The 15,021-nt window shown below is 45.9% G+C and carries 17 protein-coding genes; 5 read left to right on the forward strand and 12 right to left on the reverse strand.

What is annotated here, in order from left to right; genetic code table 11:
- Nucleotides 1-7 precede the first annotated feature (7 nt).
- Nucleotides 8-1,363 (forward strand): TrkH family potassium uptake protein, encoded by a 1,356-nt coding sequence (locus M3221_RS06695; protein ID WP_285879747.1) that lies wholly within the window; start codon nucleotides 8-10, stop codon nucleotides 1,361-1,363.
- 13 nt (nucleotides 1,364-1,376) lie between these two features.
- On the opposite strand, the gene M3221_RS06700 is transcribed toward M3221_RS06695, so the two are convergent.
- The 6 genes from M3221_RS06700 to bioB all read right to left on the reverse strand — a co-directional run bounded on the left by M3221_RS06700 (nucleotide 1,377) and on the right by bioB (nucleotide 5,425).
- Nucleotides 1,377-2,219, reverse strand: a complete 843-nt coding sequence (locus M3221_RS06700; protein ID WP_251270740.1) for a formate/nitrite transporter family protein — start codon at nucleotides 2,217-2,219, stop codon at nucleotides 1,377-1,379.
- 351 nt (nucleotides 2,220-2,570) lie between these two features.
- Nucleotides 2,571-3,269, reverse strand: coding sequence for an LrgB family protein (locus tag M3221_RS06705; RefSeq protein WP_311316127.1), 699 nt, complete (start codon nucleotides 3,267-3,269; stop codon nucleotides 2,571-2,573).
- Nucleotides 3,224-3,607 (reverse strand): CidA/LrgA family protein, encoded by a 384-nt coding sequence (locus M3221_RS06710; protein ID WP_251270742.1) that lies wholly within the window; start codon nucleotides 3,605-3,607, stop codon nucleotides 3,224-3,226. Before M3221_RS06710 ends, M3221_RS06705 begins: the two co-directional genes overlap by 46 nt.
- 6 nt (nucleotides 3,608-3,613) lie before the next feature.
- Nucleotides 3,614-3,964, reverse strand: coding sequence for a MaoC family dehydratase (locus M3221_RS06715; RefSeq protein WP_251270743.1), 351 nt, complete (start codon nucleotides 3,962-3,964; stop codon nucleotides 3,614-3,616).
- On the reverse strand, nucleotides 3,957-4,352 hold the full coding sequence (locus M3221_RS06720) for an FAS1-like dehydratase domain-containing protein (RefSeq protein WP_251270744.1): 396 nt from the start codon (nucleotides 4,350-4,352) through the stop codon (nucleotides 3,957-3,959). Before M3221_RS06720 ends, M3221_RS06715 begins: the two co-directional genes overlap by 8 nt.
- A gap of 80 nt (nucleotides 4,353-4,432) precedes the next feature.
- Nucleotides 4,433-5,425 (reverse strand): biotin synthase BioB, encoded by a 993-nt coding sequence (gene bioB / locus M3221_RS06725; RefSeq protein WP_251270745.1) that lies wholly within the window; start codon nucleotides 5,423-5,425, stop codon nucleotides 4,433-4,435.
- A gap of 173 nt (nucleotides 5,426-5,598) precedes the next feature.
- On the opposite strand from bioB, the gene yidC reads away from it, so the two are divergent.
- The 3 genes from yidC (at nucleotide 5,599) to M3221_RS06740 (ending at nucleotide 8,338) form a co-directional block, all read left to right on the forward strand.
- Nucleotides 5,599-6,360 carry a membrane protein insertase YidC gene (gene yidC / locus M3221_RS06730; protein WP_251270746.1) on the forward strand — a complete coding sequence of 254 codons (762 nt, stop codon included), beginning with the start codon at nucleotides 5,599-5,601 and terminating at the stop codon, nucleotides 6,358-6,360.
- Between the two features lie 150 nt (nucleotides 6,361-6,510).
- Nucleotides 6,511-7,212: a 5-bromo-4-chloroindolyl phosphate hydrolysis family protein gene (locus tag M3221_RS06735; RefSeq protein WP_251270747.1), complete on the forward strand. Its 702-nt coding sequence runs from the start codon at nucleotides 6,511-6,513 to the stop codon at nucleotides 7,210-7,212.
- On the forward strand, nucleotides 7,157-8,338 hold the full coding sequence (locus M3221_RS06740) for a toxic anion resistance protein (RefSeq protein ID WP_251270748.1): 1,182 nt from the start codon (nucleotides 7,157-7,159) through the stop codon (nucleotides 8,336-8,338). The genes M3221_RS06735 and M3221_RS06740 overlap by 56 nt, the downstream gene beginning before the upstream one ends.
- 69 nt (nucleotides 8,339-8,407) lie before the next feature.
- Here M3221_RS06740 and M3221_RS06745 read toward each other — a convergent pair whose 3' ends face one another.
- The 5 genes from M3221_RS06745 to M3221_RS06765 form a co-directional block, all read right to left on the reverse strand.
- Complete coding sequence (locus M3221_RS06745) at nucleotides 8,408-10,294, reverse strand: vWA domain-containing protein (RefSeq protein WP_251270749.1); 1,887 nt, start codon at nucleotides 10,292-10,294, stop codon at nucleotides 8,408-8,410.
- Between the two features lies 1 nt (nucleotide 10,295).
- Nucleotides 10,296-11,171, reverse strand: coding sequence for an AAA family ATPase (locus M3221_RS06750; protein ID WP_396120262.1), 876 nt, complete (start codon nucleotides 11,169-11,171; stop codon nucleotides 10,296-10,298).
- An 89-nt stretch (nucleotides 11,172-11,260) separates the two neighbouring features.
- Nucleotides 11,261-11,695, reverse strand: a complete 435-nt coding sequence (locus M3221_RS06755; protein WP_251270751.1) for a Rok-like winged helix domain-containing protein — start codon at nucleotides 11,693-11,695, stop codon at nucleotides 11,261-11,263.
- 29 nt (nucleotides 11,696-11,724) lie between these two features.
- Nucleotides 11,725-11,934, reverse strand: a complete 210-nt coding sequence (locus M3221_RS06760; protein WP_251270752.1) for a DUF6501 family protein — start codon at nucleotides 11,932-11,934, stop codon at nucleotides 11,725-11,727.
- Nucleotides 11,931-13,379, reverse strand: coding sequence for an NAD(P)H-hydrate dehydratase (locus M3221_RS06765; RefSeq protein ID WP_251270753.1), 1,449 nt, complete (start codon nucleotides 13,377-13,379; stop codon nucleotides 11,931-11,933). Before M3221_RS06765 ends, M3221_RS06760 begins: the two co-directional genes overlap by 4 nt.
- 191 nt (nucleotides 13,380-13,570) lie before the next feature.
- Between M3221_RS06765 and sda the strand changes: the two genes are divergently transcribed.
- On the forward strand, nucleotides 13,571-13,708 hold the full coding sequence (gene sda, locus M3221_RS06770) for a sporulation histidine kinase inhibitor Sda (RefSeq protein ID WP_242232878.1): 138 nt from the start codon (nucleotides 13,571-13,573) through the stop codon (nucleotides 13,706-13,708).
- A 40-nt stretch (nucleotides 13,709-13,748) separates the two neighbouring features.
- Here sda and odhB read toward each other — a convergent pair whose 3' ends face one another.
- A complete protein-coding gene (gene odhB, locus M3221_RS06775) occupies nucleotides 13,749-15,005 on the reverse strand; it encodes a 2-oxoglutarate dehydrogenase complex dihydrolipoyllysine-residue succinyltransferase (RefSeq protein ID WP_251270754.1) in 1,257 nt (418 codons plus the stop codon).
- Between the last annotated feature and the right edge of the window lie 16 nt (nucleotides 15,006-15,021).

A 15,021-nucleotide genomic window follows, 5' to 3' on the forward strand; every position in this document is an offset into this window, starting at 1 on the left:
AATGGGGATGGTGCCGGGCATGAAGTTAAAACAGCTGCGGCTTTCTCCTTTCCAGGTTATTTTCCTGCTTTATTTAAGCGGTGCTGTGTTTGCCAGTATTTTATTGCTGCTGCCGGCCGCTCACAAACCAGGCGTAGACATTTCGTTTATAGATGCGGTTTTTGTAGCTGTTAGTGCCCTCAGTGTAACGGGCTTGACCCCGGTTAGCACCATTGACACCTTCAGCACGACCGGGTACTTTTTTATCCTGCTTATCTTACAGGTAGGCGGTGTCGGCATTATGACGTTTAGTTCCATGGTGTGGCTCCTTTTTGGTAAACGGATTGGCATGCGGGAGCGGCAGCTCATTATGGCAGACCAAAATCGGACCGATTTAAGCGGCCTCGTTAAACTAATGAGGGAAATTTTTCTCCTTATTCTTGCTATTGAAGCAGTTGGAGCTCTCGTACTCGGCATTCATTTTATTCAGTACTACCCGACGATTAGCGAAGCGTTCCTGCACGGCCTGTTCGCTTCGGTCAGTGCGACAACCAATGGCGGCTTTGATATTACCGGCGCTTCCCTTATTCCGTACGCAAATGACTATTTTGTTCAAGTTGTGAATATGGTGCTGATTATTCTTGGGGCGATCGGATTTCCCGTATTGGTTGAAATCAAAGATTTTTTAACCTACCGCGGATCGCGTAAATTTACGTTCAGCTTGTTTACAAAATTAACCGTTACCATGTATGTGCTGCTGGCTGCCATCGGCACAGCGGGACTGCTTTTGTTTGAGCGAAACCATTTCTTAGCGGATAAAGTATGGCACGAATCGTTTTTCTATGCTCTTTTTCAATCTGTTGCCTCGAGAAGCGGCGGTTTGGCCACATTGGATTTAAATGACTTTTCGCCGCCGTCACTGCTGCTTTTGTCGGTACTGATGTTTATCGGCGCCTCACCTTCAAGTGTAGGCGGCGGTTTGCGAACCACGACCGTCGCAATTGCAGCACTCAGTGTATTCACATTTGCACGCGGAAAAAACACCATTAAAGTGTTTCACCGGGAAGTACATCCCATTGACGCGCACCGGTCGTTTGTCGTTCTTGTGACCGGAACGTTTATCTGGGCTGTTTCCGTTATTGCTCTTTCTTATTTAGAGCCGGAGCTTGCACTGCTTCCTATTATTTATGAGGTTTCATCCGCATTTGGTACAACGGGTTCAACTCTTGGCGTGACAAGCGTGATTGGCACACCGGCTAAAATGATTTTAATTATGCTCATGTTTATCGGCCGGGTAGGGCTGTTTTCCCTTCTTTTCCTCATTCGCGGCAAAGAAATTAAAGACCCTTACCATTATCCGAAAGAACGCATTTTAATTGGTTAAAAAAAGCCGTCGCTCAGCGACGGCTTTTATTCATCTCAAGAAGTTTAACAGTAATGCGTTCTTTTGCTTCTCCCGGTATGCTTTTTTGGACCGGCTTTGCCAGGTACATGTATACCATGCCGACAAATACGCTGCCGCCAATGATGTTTCCTAAAGTAACAGGAATTAAATTATGAACAGCGCTCGCTACAGAAATTGCTTCAGGATGCGGCACCGCCAGAGCCAGGCTGAACAGAACCATATTAGCCACACTGTGTTCAAAGCCGGCCACAACAAATGTCATAACGAACAGCAGCATTGTCACGATTTTCGCCATGTCCCCTTTCATCTGCATAGGAATCCAGACAGCGAGACAGACGATCCAGTTACACAAAATGGCTTTAAAAAACAATTGAGACGCAGGGTAATGCATTTTATGAGAAACAACATCCATTAAATATTGAGAATTCGCCGGATCATTATAAATTCCTGCCCCACTGATAAATAGGGCGAAGCATAAAGCGCCAAGCAGATTCCCTGTATAGCACGCTCCAAGAACGGCCAGTGCTTCTTTCCAATTTGTTTTGCCGCTCATTGTACTCATTGTGAAATACATAGTATTGCCAGTAAACAGCTCCGCTCCTCCGTAAAGAATTAACACAAGGGCAATGCCGAAAAACGCACCGAGCATTAAGACTGTGGCCGGTGATCCTGCATCAAAAAAAGGTTCCGCCAGTTTAAAGGAAAGCATAATGCCAAAGCCGATAAAAAAGCTGGCCAGCATCGCTTTTACAATATATTGAAGGGGGTTATGGCGCAAAATCGCTGATTTTTTAACCGCCCATGCATTTATTTCCTCATACGCTTCTTTATTCATTGTTCTCACTCACCATTCAGAGTAATTTGTGAAATATTTCACAATTGATTTATACTTTTATTATACGCCCTCTTTATGGAAAGTCTATAGAAAAGTTGTCACAACTTTTTGTCTGTTTTTAAAGCGTTGTCACCTTTATCAGATAAAAAAAGATGACGAGCATAGCTCGTCATCTGAGAGTGTAGACAAAGTAAGAAAGCAGGCTGGTTGAAAACACTTGTCTTTCCAGGAACGCCGCCGGCTGGGAAGCGGAGTGACCTTTTCGGGTCATGAGCATTCGCAGACGGCAAGTGACGCCGAAAGCGAGCGTTTGCGGGCAGCCTGAGATGACGAGCATGGCTCGTCATCTTGTTAAAGAAAAGGAAACATCCAGGGCAGAACAAGCGAGGTAATAATGGCAGAGACGCCCATTGCAGCGCTGGACACCGTTCCTTGAATGGGTCCTTCCTGTACAGCCTGGCTTGTTCCGATACCGTGGGAAATGGTGCCGATACCGAGGCCTCTTGAAAAAGGATCATGTATGTTAAACATCGTTAACAAAGGCGGGCCAAATACAGCTCCGAAAATACCGGCTGTGCTGACAAAAGCCGCGGCCAGGGCCGGATCTCCGCCAATAATCACAGCGGCTTCCATCGCCACGGTCGTTGTTACAGCTTTTACAGCAGCGGTCGCTTGAATAGTTCGGGAGAGGCCAAATGCAGAAGCCATCCAAACAGCCGATACAATCGTTGCGAATGTACCAACAATCAAGCCAATGGCAGCTGAAAGAAAGCGCTCACGCAGTACAGCCCGGTTATGATACAGCGGCAGGGCCAGTGCTACGGTTGCCGGACCGAGCAAAAAGGTCATGATCTCTTTTGCCGGTGTATATTCTTTATACGATACGCCCGAGGCAGCCAGCAGGCTGATGATCACCACAGTCGATGTAAAAGAGGGTGTTGTGAAAGGGGATGGAAACCGCAAAGCGGCCCATCGCGCCAGTCGATAAACAGCAATGGTTACAATTATGTAAATAATAGTCCTGCTTTTTCCCTGCTTCTCTTCGCCAATGCACTAGACAGTCCAGAGGTAATCAGAAGGCCCATAACCGAACTGCCGGCAATTACTGCCATAAGAGCAGCACCGTCTGATCGGATCAGATCCCCGTATGTGATTAATCCGGCTGCAATTGGAATAAAAAAGAAAGCTAAATGCTTGTTTAAAAAAGCAGCTCCACTTTGAATGATTTGAACAGGCACCCAGCCTTTTGATAAAAGAAAAAGCAGGATCACCATGCCGGTAACACTGGCTGGAATCGGGATATGCAGCCAGGAAACAAGAAACTCAGATCCATAATACAAAGCGGACAGAAACGCAAGCTGAATAAGAAAAGCGGCCGCTTTTTTCATCTTTCTTCACTTCACTGTAAAGGTGCCTTTCATTTTTATTTCGCCTTTCTCGTTTTGGACTGTTACACTGCCTTTGCCTGCTTCCTCATCCATCCAGCTGCCTTTGACCACAAGCGGCTCGTCGGGATATGTCATAGCCTGAAAGCGGGCCTCGTAGGAGGTTAAATTGCCTGTCCCCCATTCACGGATCGCACGGCTTCCAAGCGCCATTACAAGCATTCCGTGTGCAATACAGCCCTTCAGACCGGCTTTTTGTGCATAATCAGGGTCCGTATGAATCGGGTTAAAATCACCTGAAGCGGCTGCATACTCACGAATTTCTTCTGCGGTAATTGTCCAGTAAAGGGGTTTAAACATGGGTTGCTCCTTTCTGTTCAATCAAGGTCGAACGCGATATAACGGCTGGATGGTTTTCTTTTAAATAAACCGTTTCAAGCTTTGCAAACGCCATGCCTCTTTTGGACGTCCGTCCTGTCATATACACAACGGCTTCAATGCGGTCACCTGGGAAAATCGGTTTTATGTATTCATAAGACTGGCTGCCGTGCAGCACACAAGCGGGGTCAAATTCGAGAAGCTCTGTTAATTTTTGAAAAGACAACCCGCCGTGAAAATCGAGTACAGTGGTGAACGTCGGCGGGACCTCACTCCCCGTATCGGCTGCCGAAATCGCTTGTTTAAATACAAAAACTTTCTTCTCATCCACCGTGCAGGAATACCGGTACAGCTCTTGTTTTTCTTTCATACTCTCACCCTTTCTTTGAATGATTTTACCATATCTGTATGTAAAAAAGGTCCATGAATTCATGGACCTTTTTTGGTCTATTAAACAGGAGCCTGCTCGTGCGCCTGCTCTACTTCAAATCCCATATCCTCAATCATTTTATGATCTGCTGTGACCTCCTGGCCGGGAGTCGTCAAATAGCTTCCTAAAAAAATAGAATTGGCAGCGTACAAGCCAAGCGGCTGGACGGAACGCAAATTCACTTCCCGGCCGCCTGAAATCCGGATTTCTTTTGATGGATTGATAAAACGGAACAACGCAAGTACTTTTAAGCAAAAAAGAGGCGTAAGCGGCTTGGCGTCCTCAAGCTTTGTACCCGGTATGGCATGCAGGAAATTAACCGGAATCGAGTCGGCATCAAGCTCCCTCAGGCTAAAAGCCATATTGATAATATCTTCATTCGTTTCACCCATGCCGATAATGACGCCAGAGCATGGTGACATGCCGCTTTCTTTTACGCGGCCGACTGTTTCTGTACGATCGTTGTATGTATGAGTAGTCGTAATCGACTCGTGATGGTTTTTGGATGTATTTATATTATGGTTGTACCGGTCCACTCCTGCTTCTTTCAGTTGTACAGCCTGCTCCGGTTTTAGGAGTCCCAGGCATGCACAAATGCGCATTCCATATTTGCTCTTTATCTCTTTTACCGCATCTGTGACAGTGTCGAGTTCTTTTTTAGAGGGTCCTCTTCCGCTCGCCACGATGCAGTAGGTATTTGCGCCAAGGGAATGGGCTTTTTCGGCACCGGCCACAATTTGTTCACGGTTCATCATCCGGTATTTTTGGATTGGAGCCGTTGACCGGGATGATTGAGAACAATAGCCGCAATCCTCCGGACATAAGCCGGATTTTGTATTGATGATCATATTCAGTTTAACTTTCTTTCCGTAATAATGGCGCCGAAGATGAAAAGCGCCCTCGAGCAGCTGCAAAACCTCCTCATCGGGACACGTTAAAATATTCTCTGCTTCCCCTTCTGAAAGCTTGTAACCTCCTAAAATCTGTACAGCTAATTGAGTCCATGTTGACATGGTAACCCCTCCTTTTTTTCCAGATTAAAGGATTGGCCTTCACTTTGTCAACCTAATAAAATTAAAGGTTTACATTTCGCCTTATAATTGATTAATTGTTTTTGCAGGAAAAAAGGAGTATACTTTTTTTGTCTAAAGCAACTAGCCTGCTAGCAGGCGCAGGAGGAACGAATTTGAAAAAACAATTAACGATTGCGCTTACTGCTTTATCGGCCGTTTTGTTATCCGGCTGTCAAAGCGCACAAACAGAAGGCCATTTTTTCCATGATTACCTCGTGAATCCGTTCGTTGAACTGATTCACTGGCTCGGCGAAATGTTTGGCAGTTATGGAATGGCAATCATCGTCATTACTATTGCGGTACGATTGATTCTGATGCCGCTTATGCTGAATTCGATGAAAAAGCAGGCCGCCATGCGCCACAAGATGGAAAAAGTAAAACCGCAGATGACTGATATTCAAGCACGATTAAAAGCGGCTAAAACACAGGAAGAACAGCGGAAGATTCAAATGGAAATGATGACTCTTTACAAAGAAAATGACATCAATCCAATGGCCATGGGCTGCCTGCCGATGCTTTTACAGCTGCCGGTCTGGACAGGCCTTTATTACGCCATTACCGTCTCAGAAGATATAAAAACGCATGAATTCCTTTGGTTCCGTCTGGGACAGCCTGACATTGCCATGGCGGTTATTGCGGGTATTATGTACTATGTTCAATTCCGTCTGTCCATGCAGACAATGCCGGCTGAACAGCAGCAGCAAATGAAATTTATCGGCCTGCTGTCGCCGATTATGATTTTAATTTTCTCTTTTAACGCACCAGCTGCCCTTCCTATTTACTGGAGTGTCAGCGGACTGATCCTTATTTTCCAATCATGGATCGGGCGCAAATATTATCAGAACCACCCGCCGGCTGAAGAATCAGCAAAATAAGAAATGCCCCTTTTTTCAAAAAGGGGTTTTTTCATAGAAAAAAACGTAAACAATGGACTATAGATGAAACTTTTTCTGCAGCTTGTCCGTATAAAGAAACAAAACACGCTCATGTAAAAGAGCAAAATGATAAAATGGAGTGGATGAACGATGCGATATTCTTTTTATTGGTCCCGCCGCCTGGCCGTTTCACTCGCAGCAGCTCTCTTGCTGACAATGCCGTTTGATGGCTGGCTGGCATGGGCGGCATTCGCAGCCGGTTTTGCAGGAATGTTTATGCTGTATACCAATTTCGGCAACAGACGAATCCAAAAAAAATATGGATTAAGCCGTAGAGAATATTACTATATACTTGATCAGCTAAAAGAAGCGAAAGCGAAGCTGTCCCGGCTGCAGCATTTGTTTTTAAAGGTACGGAGCCTTCGTTCCCTTAAACAAATGATTGAATTAAACAGTCTGGTAAAGCGTATTTATTCGGTTGTCAAAAAAGAACCGAAGCGATTTTACGAGATTGAGCCTTTTTTCTATTCTCATCTGGATTCAGTGGTGGAGCTGGCTGAAAAATCAGCGCTTCTCTCAAGCAAAAAAGTAAAAGGCCCGGACATGAAACGATCCTTGCTTGAAACGACTGAAACACTTGGTGATCTGTCCCAGACATTAGAAGCGGATCTTCGTCAAGTGCTCGCCCGTGATATTGAGCATTTAACAATCGAACTTGATGTTGCCCGGCAGCGCACGACTCAAACGAAGAAACTAATCGAACCTGAACAACCTGCTTTGAAAGGAGACAACGAAGATGAACAACGAACTACAGTCACAACAGGCACCCGTTACGGGCGCAAAAAACGATGATTTATTAAATGACCTGCTTGCCGATCCATTTGGGGACATGCCTTCTGCCCCAAGCGCAGCTGCCCCTTCTCCACAATCTAAACGGCTTGTCGATCTGCTTCCGGCTGAACACCGCCAGAAAGCAGAGCAGCTGGCTTCGCAAATTGAAGCTGGAAATCAGCAGGCCGTTTTTTCCTTCGGGACTGCAGCCCAAACAAAGCTGTCTGATTTCTCACACCATATGCTTGATCACGTACAGCGCAAGGATATCGGGCCGGTTGGCGATATTTTAAATGATTTGATGAAAAACTTAAAAAATGTAAATCCAGATGAACTGCGGGAGGAAAAGCGAAATGTATTTTCCCGTATGTTTGGCAAAGTATCGGATTCAGTACAGGAAGTGATGACGCGCTACCAAAAAGTCGGTGCTCAAATCGACCGCATCGGGGTCAAGCTTGAGCATTCCAAGCGCGGACTCATCGAAGATATCCGGATGCTTGAACAGCTCTATGAAAAAAACAAAGAATATTTTCAGGCGCTCAATATTTACATTGCCGCTGGAGAATTAAAGCTCGAAGAAATCGAAACGAAAACGATCCCGGCACTGCGCCAAAAAGCAGAACAGACGGGTGATCAAATGGATTTCCAGGAAGTCAATGATATGATCGCTTTTGCGGACCGGCTTGAAAAGCGCCTGCACGACTTGAAGCTGAGCCGCCAGATTACGATTCAAAGCGCGCCGCAAATCCGTTTGATTCAAAATACAAACCAGGCACTGGCTGAAAAAATCCAGTCTTCCATTTTAACGGCTGTGCCGCTCTGGAAAAACCAAATCGCCATTGCTTTAACGCTGGTCCGCCAGCAAAAAGCCGTAAAGGCACAAAAAGAAGTATCGAAAACCACGAATAACCTGCTTCTGAAAAACTCTGAAATGCTGAAAGTCAACTCGATCGAGACAGCTCGTGAAAATGAGCGCGGCCTTGTTGATATTGAAACATTAAAGAAAACACAGGAAAACTTGATTACAACGCTTGAAGAAACAATCCGCATCCAGCAGGACGGGCGTGCAAAACGAAAAGCAGCGGAAGACGAATTACTTGTGATGGAAGACGATTTAAAACAACAGCTGCTGCGTTTAAAACAATAAATTCAAATACAAAAAAGCTGCCCCATTATGGAGCAGCTTTTTTGTATTTAAATTTAATCAAACGATGGCTTAAATACTTTCAAACAGCAGCTTTTTTAAAATAGGCGTTAACACGTGTGGAAGCTCTGACACATCAGGAGCCATGATAGAGCCGTGCCCGTAAATGGTCTTCATTGTCTGGCGGCGTGCTTCATCAAGCGCCTCTTCTCCAATGAACAGATTAAACACGGTCATCCCTTTTTTGCGTGCCATCATTACGGCTTCATGGGTATCAAGTACACCGTTTTTATCGTAATCAGCAGCGGACGGCTCTCCGTCTGAGAAAACAATGAGGAATTTTCGCGCTTCACTCCGGCGTTCCATTTTTTCAATGGCCAGTCGGAGGGCAAAGCCATCCCGGTTGTCTTCTTCAGGCCGAAGCTGCATAATGGCATAGCCTGCATCCTTTTGGTGGGATGCTTGAAAAGGCACAGCCGTTAAGAAATAATTCGGCTTCACTTCTTTTGATAGAGGAGACGTATCCTCCCAAAAACCGGTAATTTCATGCGGCACTCGAAGAGAAGACAACGTTTCATGAAACAGTACGGCACTTTTTTTCACATCATCCATTTTATCGTACATAGACGCAGAACTATCAATCAATAAATAAAAAGCAGCATCAATTTCACGGGACGGCTCCTGCTTTTTGTAAAACAGCCGTGGATTCTCATCGGTAAAATAGCGCGTCAGCTTACGTCCCAGGCGTCCTGTTAACAAATCCGTACGCGGACTTGTTTTTTTCTTTTCAATCGATTTTTGAATCATCCGTTTCAGCGTCTGGACAACAGGTGCCGTTTCATCTCTCATCCGGCGGTACTCTTCCCGTTCTGTATCACTTGCTGTACGCGGCTTTTCGTAAATCGCTTTGGCGCCAATGTTTTCTTTTCCATAATGGGCTTCATCTGCCTTGCTTTCTTCGTCGCGCCGCTCGGCAAGCAGCCGGTTATATTGCTCACGCGAGGACTTCTTAGAGCGTCCCTGCACGGAAGCAAGGGCTGCATCCCCTTCGTCTCCTTCACGTGCTGTGTTGCCCATCATCGGTGTTTTCGTTCCCTGGTCAAGATCAAACTGCATAAAAGTACCGCGTGTTTCCTCTGATTCGCGGTGCCAGGTAGAGAACTGTTCGTCAAACTGCTCGTTTTCTTTTTCATCTGCCTCATCATCATTTACAAGCGGATCCTGCCGCTTTCCTGGATCCACCACGGCTTCATCCGCCGACGGCTCCCGGTAATCCGGAAGATGGCTGTACTTATTTACCATGCTGCGCAGCTCGAGCTCTTCTAATACCTCCGCGATCTCCCCGGCCACTCTGGCTGCATCTTTTGTCGACCGTGCATCAAACAGCTCTCTGGCAGTACGATCGATAAACGGCACGGCACGGTCTACAGCTGGATGAATAGCCGGCCATTCAAAAGGTGCATCTGCCTGCCATAAAACAAACAGAGCATTAAAAACGGCATCCATGTAAAAGCCTTTGGATTGATTTACCGACAGCTGTACTTCATGGTAACGCCGCAGCACCTGGCGGCGGATATGAAAAGCTCTTTTTGTTCCAGGGCGCGCCCCTGTACACATAGGCTCTAAGCGAATATCTTCGGCAGCTGCAAGCAGCTGCCGGGCGAAATCTCCTTTAAACCGAGCCATGAATGACCGGATGACCGCTTCGTCCGTCCACTGAATCGTGCCAAGTGCACGCAGGTAAACGTCCGTTTTTAATCCCGCTGTTTCTTCTTCTTTGGAACGATGGTGCCAGAAATGGCTGGCAAACAGAACGGCCGGCGTTTTTTGCAAATAAGCAAGCGGGCCAAATTCCACTTTTAAATCCGGATTTTGAGACAGAGCCGCAGCAAGGTCAGACAGTTCCATCCAAAAAGCGGAGTTGACTGTTTCGTCATTAAACTGTATGAACCGTTCCATGTTAGGCGAACCATGTTTCCGCCGCGTTTAGGACTGCAGCTTTTTCGCGTTCATCGTCAAGCTTGCCGGCAATCGCGCTTTCCACGGCCCGCATTGGCGGCATGTAAAGAGCCAGGTCGCATGCATCCACCAGTGCGCGGATCGAAGAAGCTTCTTCCGGCAGACGGCCGCTTTCGACAAGTGTCGTTAAGTCACCGGACAGAGAAACGAATTTCTCAAGCATCGCCTGATCCTGGAGAACAGACTGCTGCTTTAATACCTGCAGCAGGACATCTCCTGAAATGTACGGAATCTCAAATACGATAAAACGGTTTTTCAGCGCTTCATTCATCGGTGCTGTACCTGCATACCCTTCATTCACAGCGGCAATAACACTGAATGTCGGCTTTGCAGTCACGACTTCTCCTGTGAACGGATTCGTGATTTGACGGCGATAGTCCAATACACCGTTTAAGATCGGCAGCGTTTCCGGCTTCGCCATATTAATTTCATCAATATATAAAAGATGTCCTTTTTTCATCGCTTGAATAACAGGACCTTCCACAAAATCAATTTGTGTTTTGCCATCTGCCTCGACAATCGTTTTAAAGCCAAGCATCGCCTCGGCGTCCAGATCAATGGAACAGTTAATACTGTGAACCGGCTGGCCAAAAAATGCAGCAAGTGATTCTGACAGTTTTGTTTTTCCGGAGCCTGTTGGCCCTTTCAACAAAATGTTTTTGCCAAGCGCTAAAGAAATCACCGTATCTGATACGATCTCTTCACTTTCGGCTATATAAGAATTGGACTGTGTATCTTCTTCGAGTCCAAACTGTTTTTTTCTTTCATGAATGATCGACTGAATCGATTCTGGCAAGGTTGTAATGTTCAAAAAAATCTTCCTTTCTCATAACTGTGCACGCTTTATCATACACCTGAAAAGGCATACAACGCAAAAAAGCGGACTGTCCGTCCGCTTTTTTTGCATTATAAATCATATTCGTAAATGTAAAGACCCCGCCCAAGCTTGCGGACATGTGCATTTTCGCGCTCAAGACTATTCATAAAAGTGGTCATGTTTGCAATTTTCTTGCCGGACTGCTCCTCTACATAACGCTGCAGCTCGATGCCGCGAATAGGCGTATTCTGCTTTTTCAAAATGCGGATGGTTGTATCGCGAAGCTCCGTTAACCCTTCGCTCCGGCGTCCTCTCCGTACTTTTGGCGGTGCCCCAACTGTCGTAACAGCTGTTATATCAGCCGCAGCTGTTATGTCAGGCGTGTGATTCTCTTCTGTTTCATCCAGCTCCTGAAGCCGCGCAAAAATCGCTTCCCGTTCTTTTTTAAATTCCTGCATTACTCGAACTTCCGCATCCGCTAATTGATCCAGCCTGATCTTTAAGGCCATGCGCTCGTTAAACATTTTTCTGCCCCCTTACAGCTAGCATTCGTTTATCCCGTTACTTCTTCAAAATAATCTTTGTAAAAGCCGGAAACACGGCCTTTATTATCTACTACAAAATAAAATTCCTCGGTTTCGTTTTTTACCTCATAAACGTTTCCTTTTGTCAGCGCATTTTCAACAACATACTTTTTGGCGTCTGTATGAACGCATTTTACCTGTTTAATCGTTTTTGTTTTGTCCCAGTTTAAATGAATCATGTTTCGTTGGTCTCCTTTATTATTTCATTTATTGCATTCGGAATCAGCTCGTGAATACCAAGGGGGCGCATCGCTTGGGCCGGACGAAACTGTTTCCAATGATCCGCACATTTTCCGTGCAGATAAACAGCATCCGCGACAGCGGCCTTAAGATCAGGATTACGCATGATAAGCGCCAGCATCACACCTGTCAGTGTATCGCCACTTCCGCCTTTAGACAACCCTTCATTTCCTGTTTGATTAACAAAGCCGCTTCCATCCGCGAATGCTATGACGGTATATTCCCCTTTTAACACAACCGTTACGCCGTGTTCGACTGCATATGCCGAGGCTTCCTGCAGCCGATTTTTTTGAATAAAGCCAACCGGTTTTCCGGTTATCCGCGCAAACTCACCAGGATGCGGCGTTACTACTACCGGGCACCTTGCTTCCTTGTAGCTCCGCGGCCCCAGTGCACCTGCATCTAAAATGACCGGCTTCTCCTGCTGCAATAAATGCTGAACGATCTCTTCCATTTCTCCGTCTGCTGCTCTGCCACAGCCGGCAGCAATCGCCTCGTATGGATGATTGTCGTCTATTCCTTTTTTAAAATGATACATTGCTTCTGGCACATGAGAAGCAATGACCGGGACTGCTTCTTGATCCGTCTGCACGGTCAGCTTTCCTGCTCCGCATGACACAGCTCCTAATGCAGCAAGCGCTGCACTCCCAGGCATTTCACCGGTTCCGGCTACCAGGAGGCCATGGCCAAATTTGCCTTTATGGGTATTATGCGCAGGATGATAAAAAGAACGGGAACGAGGAGCCGGCTCGTACACCTTCCAATTTGATGTGTGTATGAGTCCAATGTCGACAATTTCAGTTTCTCCATAACAAGCCGCCGCCGGGTATAAAAACCGGGATGGCTTATACCCGTGAAGGACGTACGTTTTGTGTGCATGAAGGACGGATTCATCACAGTCTCCATTATCAGAAGCTGTACCCGTCGGCAGGTCAATCGAGATAACATGCGCCTTTTGCGCATTTATCCAATCCACACAATCCCGGATTGATTTTGATAGCGGCAGCCGCGTGCCAGCGCCTAAGAGCGCATCGACGACAATAGAGGCCGAAGTAGCCGGCAGACCCGTTTCATAGGAGTAGCCGCATGTTTCGTAATACGTTAAATGCTGCTTTGCCGCACCCGTTTTTGGCAGTCCGTCTGGAAAGAAAAGATGACAGGCAGCCCCAGCCCGTTTCAAGTAACGTGCGAGCACAATACCATCACCGCCGTTGTTTCCTTTCCCGGCTAAAATAAGAAATGAATGATCATTTATTTTGTAAGAAGAAGCTATTTTTTGCCATAAACCAGCTCCGGCAAGTTCCATTAACGTAAAAAAAGACATCCCATTTTCATCGGCCAACTGGTCTGTTTTGCTTATATCACTACTCTTATAAATATACAACAAAATACCTCCTTTATCATGGTTTTACTTAAAAATTTTCAAAAACTAGTATATTATTTAGGAATATTATAGCGTTTTTTCTCCTTTGACTGTTATCATTTGCCTTTTATTCTATTGCTAGTATAATAATCAGAAAATAAAGAGAAACTCTTTTCTCTTTATTTAAACACCATATCCAAGGAGGTCATATAATGAAAATTATGAGTGACGAGATGCTGGTGGCTGCTTACAGGGATGCATTGAAACAGGACCGAAACAAATCTGAAATTGAAACATTAAAAACAGAAGTGAATAAGCGAGGCCTTTCTCCTAAACTTGAAAAGAGCTAATAAATAAGAAAAACCCGCAGCAGGCGCTGCGGGTTTTTTCTTATCCTTCAAGAAGAAGGTCTTCTGGATTTTCAATTAACTCTTTAACCATTTTCAAGAATCCAACCGCTTCTTTTCCATCAATAATGCGGTGATCGTATGAAAGAGCCACATACATCATCGGACGGATTTCGACCGCGTCACCAATCGCAACCGGGCGTCTTTGAATCGTATGCATACCAAGAATACCCACTTGCGAGCCGTTTAAAATTGGTGTTGATAGAAGGGAACCGAATACACCGCCGTTCGTGATTGTAAACGAACCGCCCTGCAGGTCACCAAGCGCCAGCTTGTTGTCGCGTGCTTTCAAGGCCATATCCATAATAGAGCCTTCGATTTCTGCAAAGTTTTTGCGGTCACAGTCACGCACGACCGGTACAACTAAGCCATCGTCTGTTGATACGGCAACGCCGATATCATAAAACTTCTTCAAGACAATTTCGTCTCCGTCAATTTCCGCATTTACATATGGATACTTTTTCAGCGCCGCTACAACTGCTTTTGTAAAGAACGACATAAAGCCCAGGCGAACATCATGATCATCAAAGAATTTGTCTTTTTTACGTTTACGAAGGTCCATAATATTCGTCATATCGATTTCGTTAAACGTTGTCAGCATCGCTGCTGTCTGCTGTACTTCCACCAGGCGTTTTGCAATCGTCTGACGGCGGCGGCTCATGCGCTCGCGCTCAACCGGCTTGCCGTTGTCCTGTGCTTTCGGTGCGGCAGCAGCTTGTTTTTGTGGAGCAGCCTGCTTTGGTGCCGAAGCCGGTGTGTTTTGATGTGATTCTACATCCTGCACGCGTACACGTCCAAGTGGATCAACCGTTTTAACAGCATTTAAATCGATGCCTTTTTCACGTGCAAGCTTACGAGCAGCTGGTGAAGCAACCGTACGGCTTGCTGCTTCTTCCTGTTTTTGAGCAGGCTCTTCTTTTACGATATCTTCTTTTGCTTTCGCCTCTGTTTGAACAGGCGCAGCTTCCGTTTCAGCTGGTGCAGACGTTCCTGCAGAACTGCCCGCTCCTGCTTCTACGATGGCGATTACCTGGCCTACTTCGACCGTGTCGCCTTCTGCCGCTTGCAATTCTTTGATAGTTCCTGCTTCTTCAGAAATAACTTCTACATTGACTTTGTCCGTTTCAAGCTCAACAATATATTCGCCTTTTTCAACGTAATCACCCGGTTGTTTCAGCCATTGCGCAATTGTACCTTCTGTAATTGATTCTGCTAGTTCAGGAACTCTAATTTCAGCCACGATAAAATCCTCCTCA

This window comes from Domibacillus indicus (genome assembly GCF_023715895.1).
In the GTDB taxonomy this organism is placed as follows: domain Bacteria; phylum Bacillota; class Bacilli; order Bacillales; family Domibacillaceae; genus Domibacillus; species Domibacillus indicus_A.

Excerpts from the sequence above, each read along its gene's own strand:
- M3221_RS06695 (WP_285879747.1), top strand. The coding sequence starts at position 8 with ATGGTGCCGGGCATGAAGTTAAAACAGCTGCGGCTTTCTCCTTTCCAG.
- M3221_RS06700 (WP_251270740.1), bottom strand. The coding sequence starts at position 2,219 with ATGAATAAAGAAGCGTATGAGGAAATAAATGCATGGGCGGTTAAAAAA.
- M3221_RS06710 (WP_251270742.1), bottom strand. The coding sequence starts at position 3,607 with ATGAAAAAAGCGGCCGCTTTTCTTATTCAGCTTGCGTTTCTGTCCGCT.
- M3221_RS06715 (WP_251270743.1), bottom strand. The coding sequence starts at position 3,964 with ATGTTTAAACCCCTTTACTGGACAATTACCGCAGAAGAAATTCGTGAG.
- M3221_RS06720 (WP_251270744.1), bottom strand. The coding sequence starts at position 4,352 with ATGAAAGAAAAACAAGAGCTGTACCGGTATTCCTGCACGGTGGATGAG.
- bioB (WP_251270745.1), bottom strand. The coding sequence starts at position 5,425 with ATGTCAACATGGACTCAATTAGCTGTACAGATTTTAGGAGGTTACAAG.
- M3221_RS06735 (WP_251270747.1), top strand. The coding sequence starts at position 6,511 with ATGCGATATTCTTTTTATTGGTCCCGCCGCCTGGCCGTTTCACTCGCA.
- M3221_RS06740 (WP_251270748.1), top strand. The coding sequence starts at position 7,157 with ATGAACAACGAACTACAGTCACAACAGGCACCCGTTACGGGCGCAAAA.
- M3221_RS06745 (WP_251270749.1), bottom strand. The coding sequence starts at position 10,294 with ATGGAACGGTTCATACAGTTTAATGACGAAACAGTCAACTCCGCTTTT.
- M3221_RS06755 (WP_251270751.1), bottom strand. The coding sequence starts at position 11,695 with ATGTTTAACGAGCGCATGGCCTTAAAGATCAGGCTGGATCAATTAGCG.
- M3221_RS06760 (WP_251270752.1), bottom strand. The coding sequence starts at position 11,934 with ATGATTCATTTAAACTGGGACAAAACAAAAACGATTAAACAGGTAAAA.
- sda (WP_242232878.1), top strand. The coding sequence starts at position 13,571 with ATGAAAATTATGAGTGACGAGATGCTGGTGGCTGCTTACAGGGATGCA.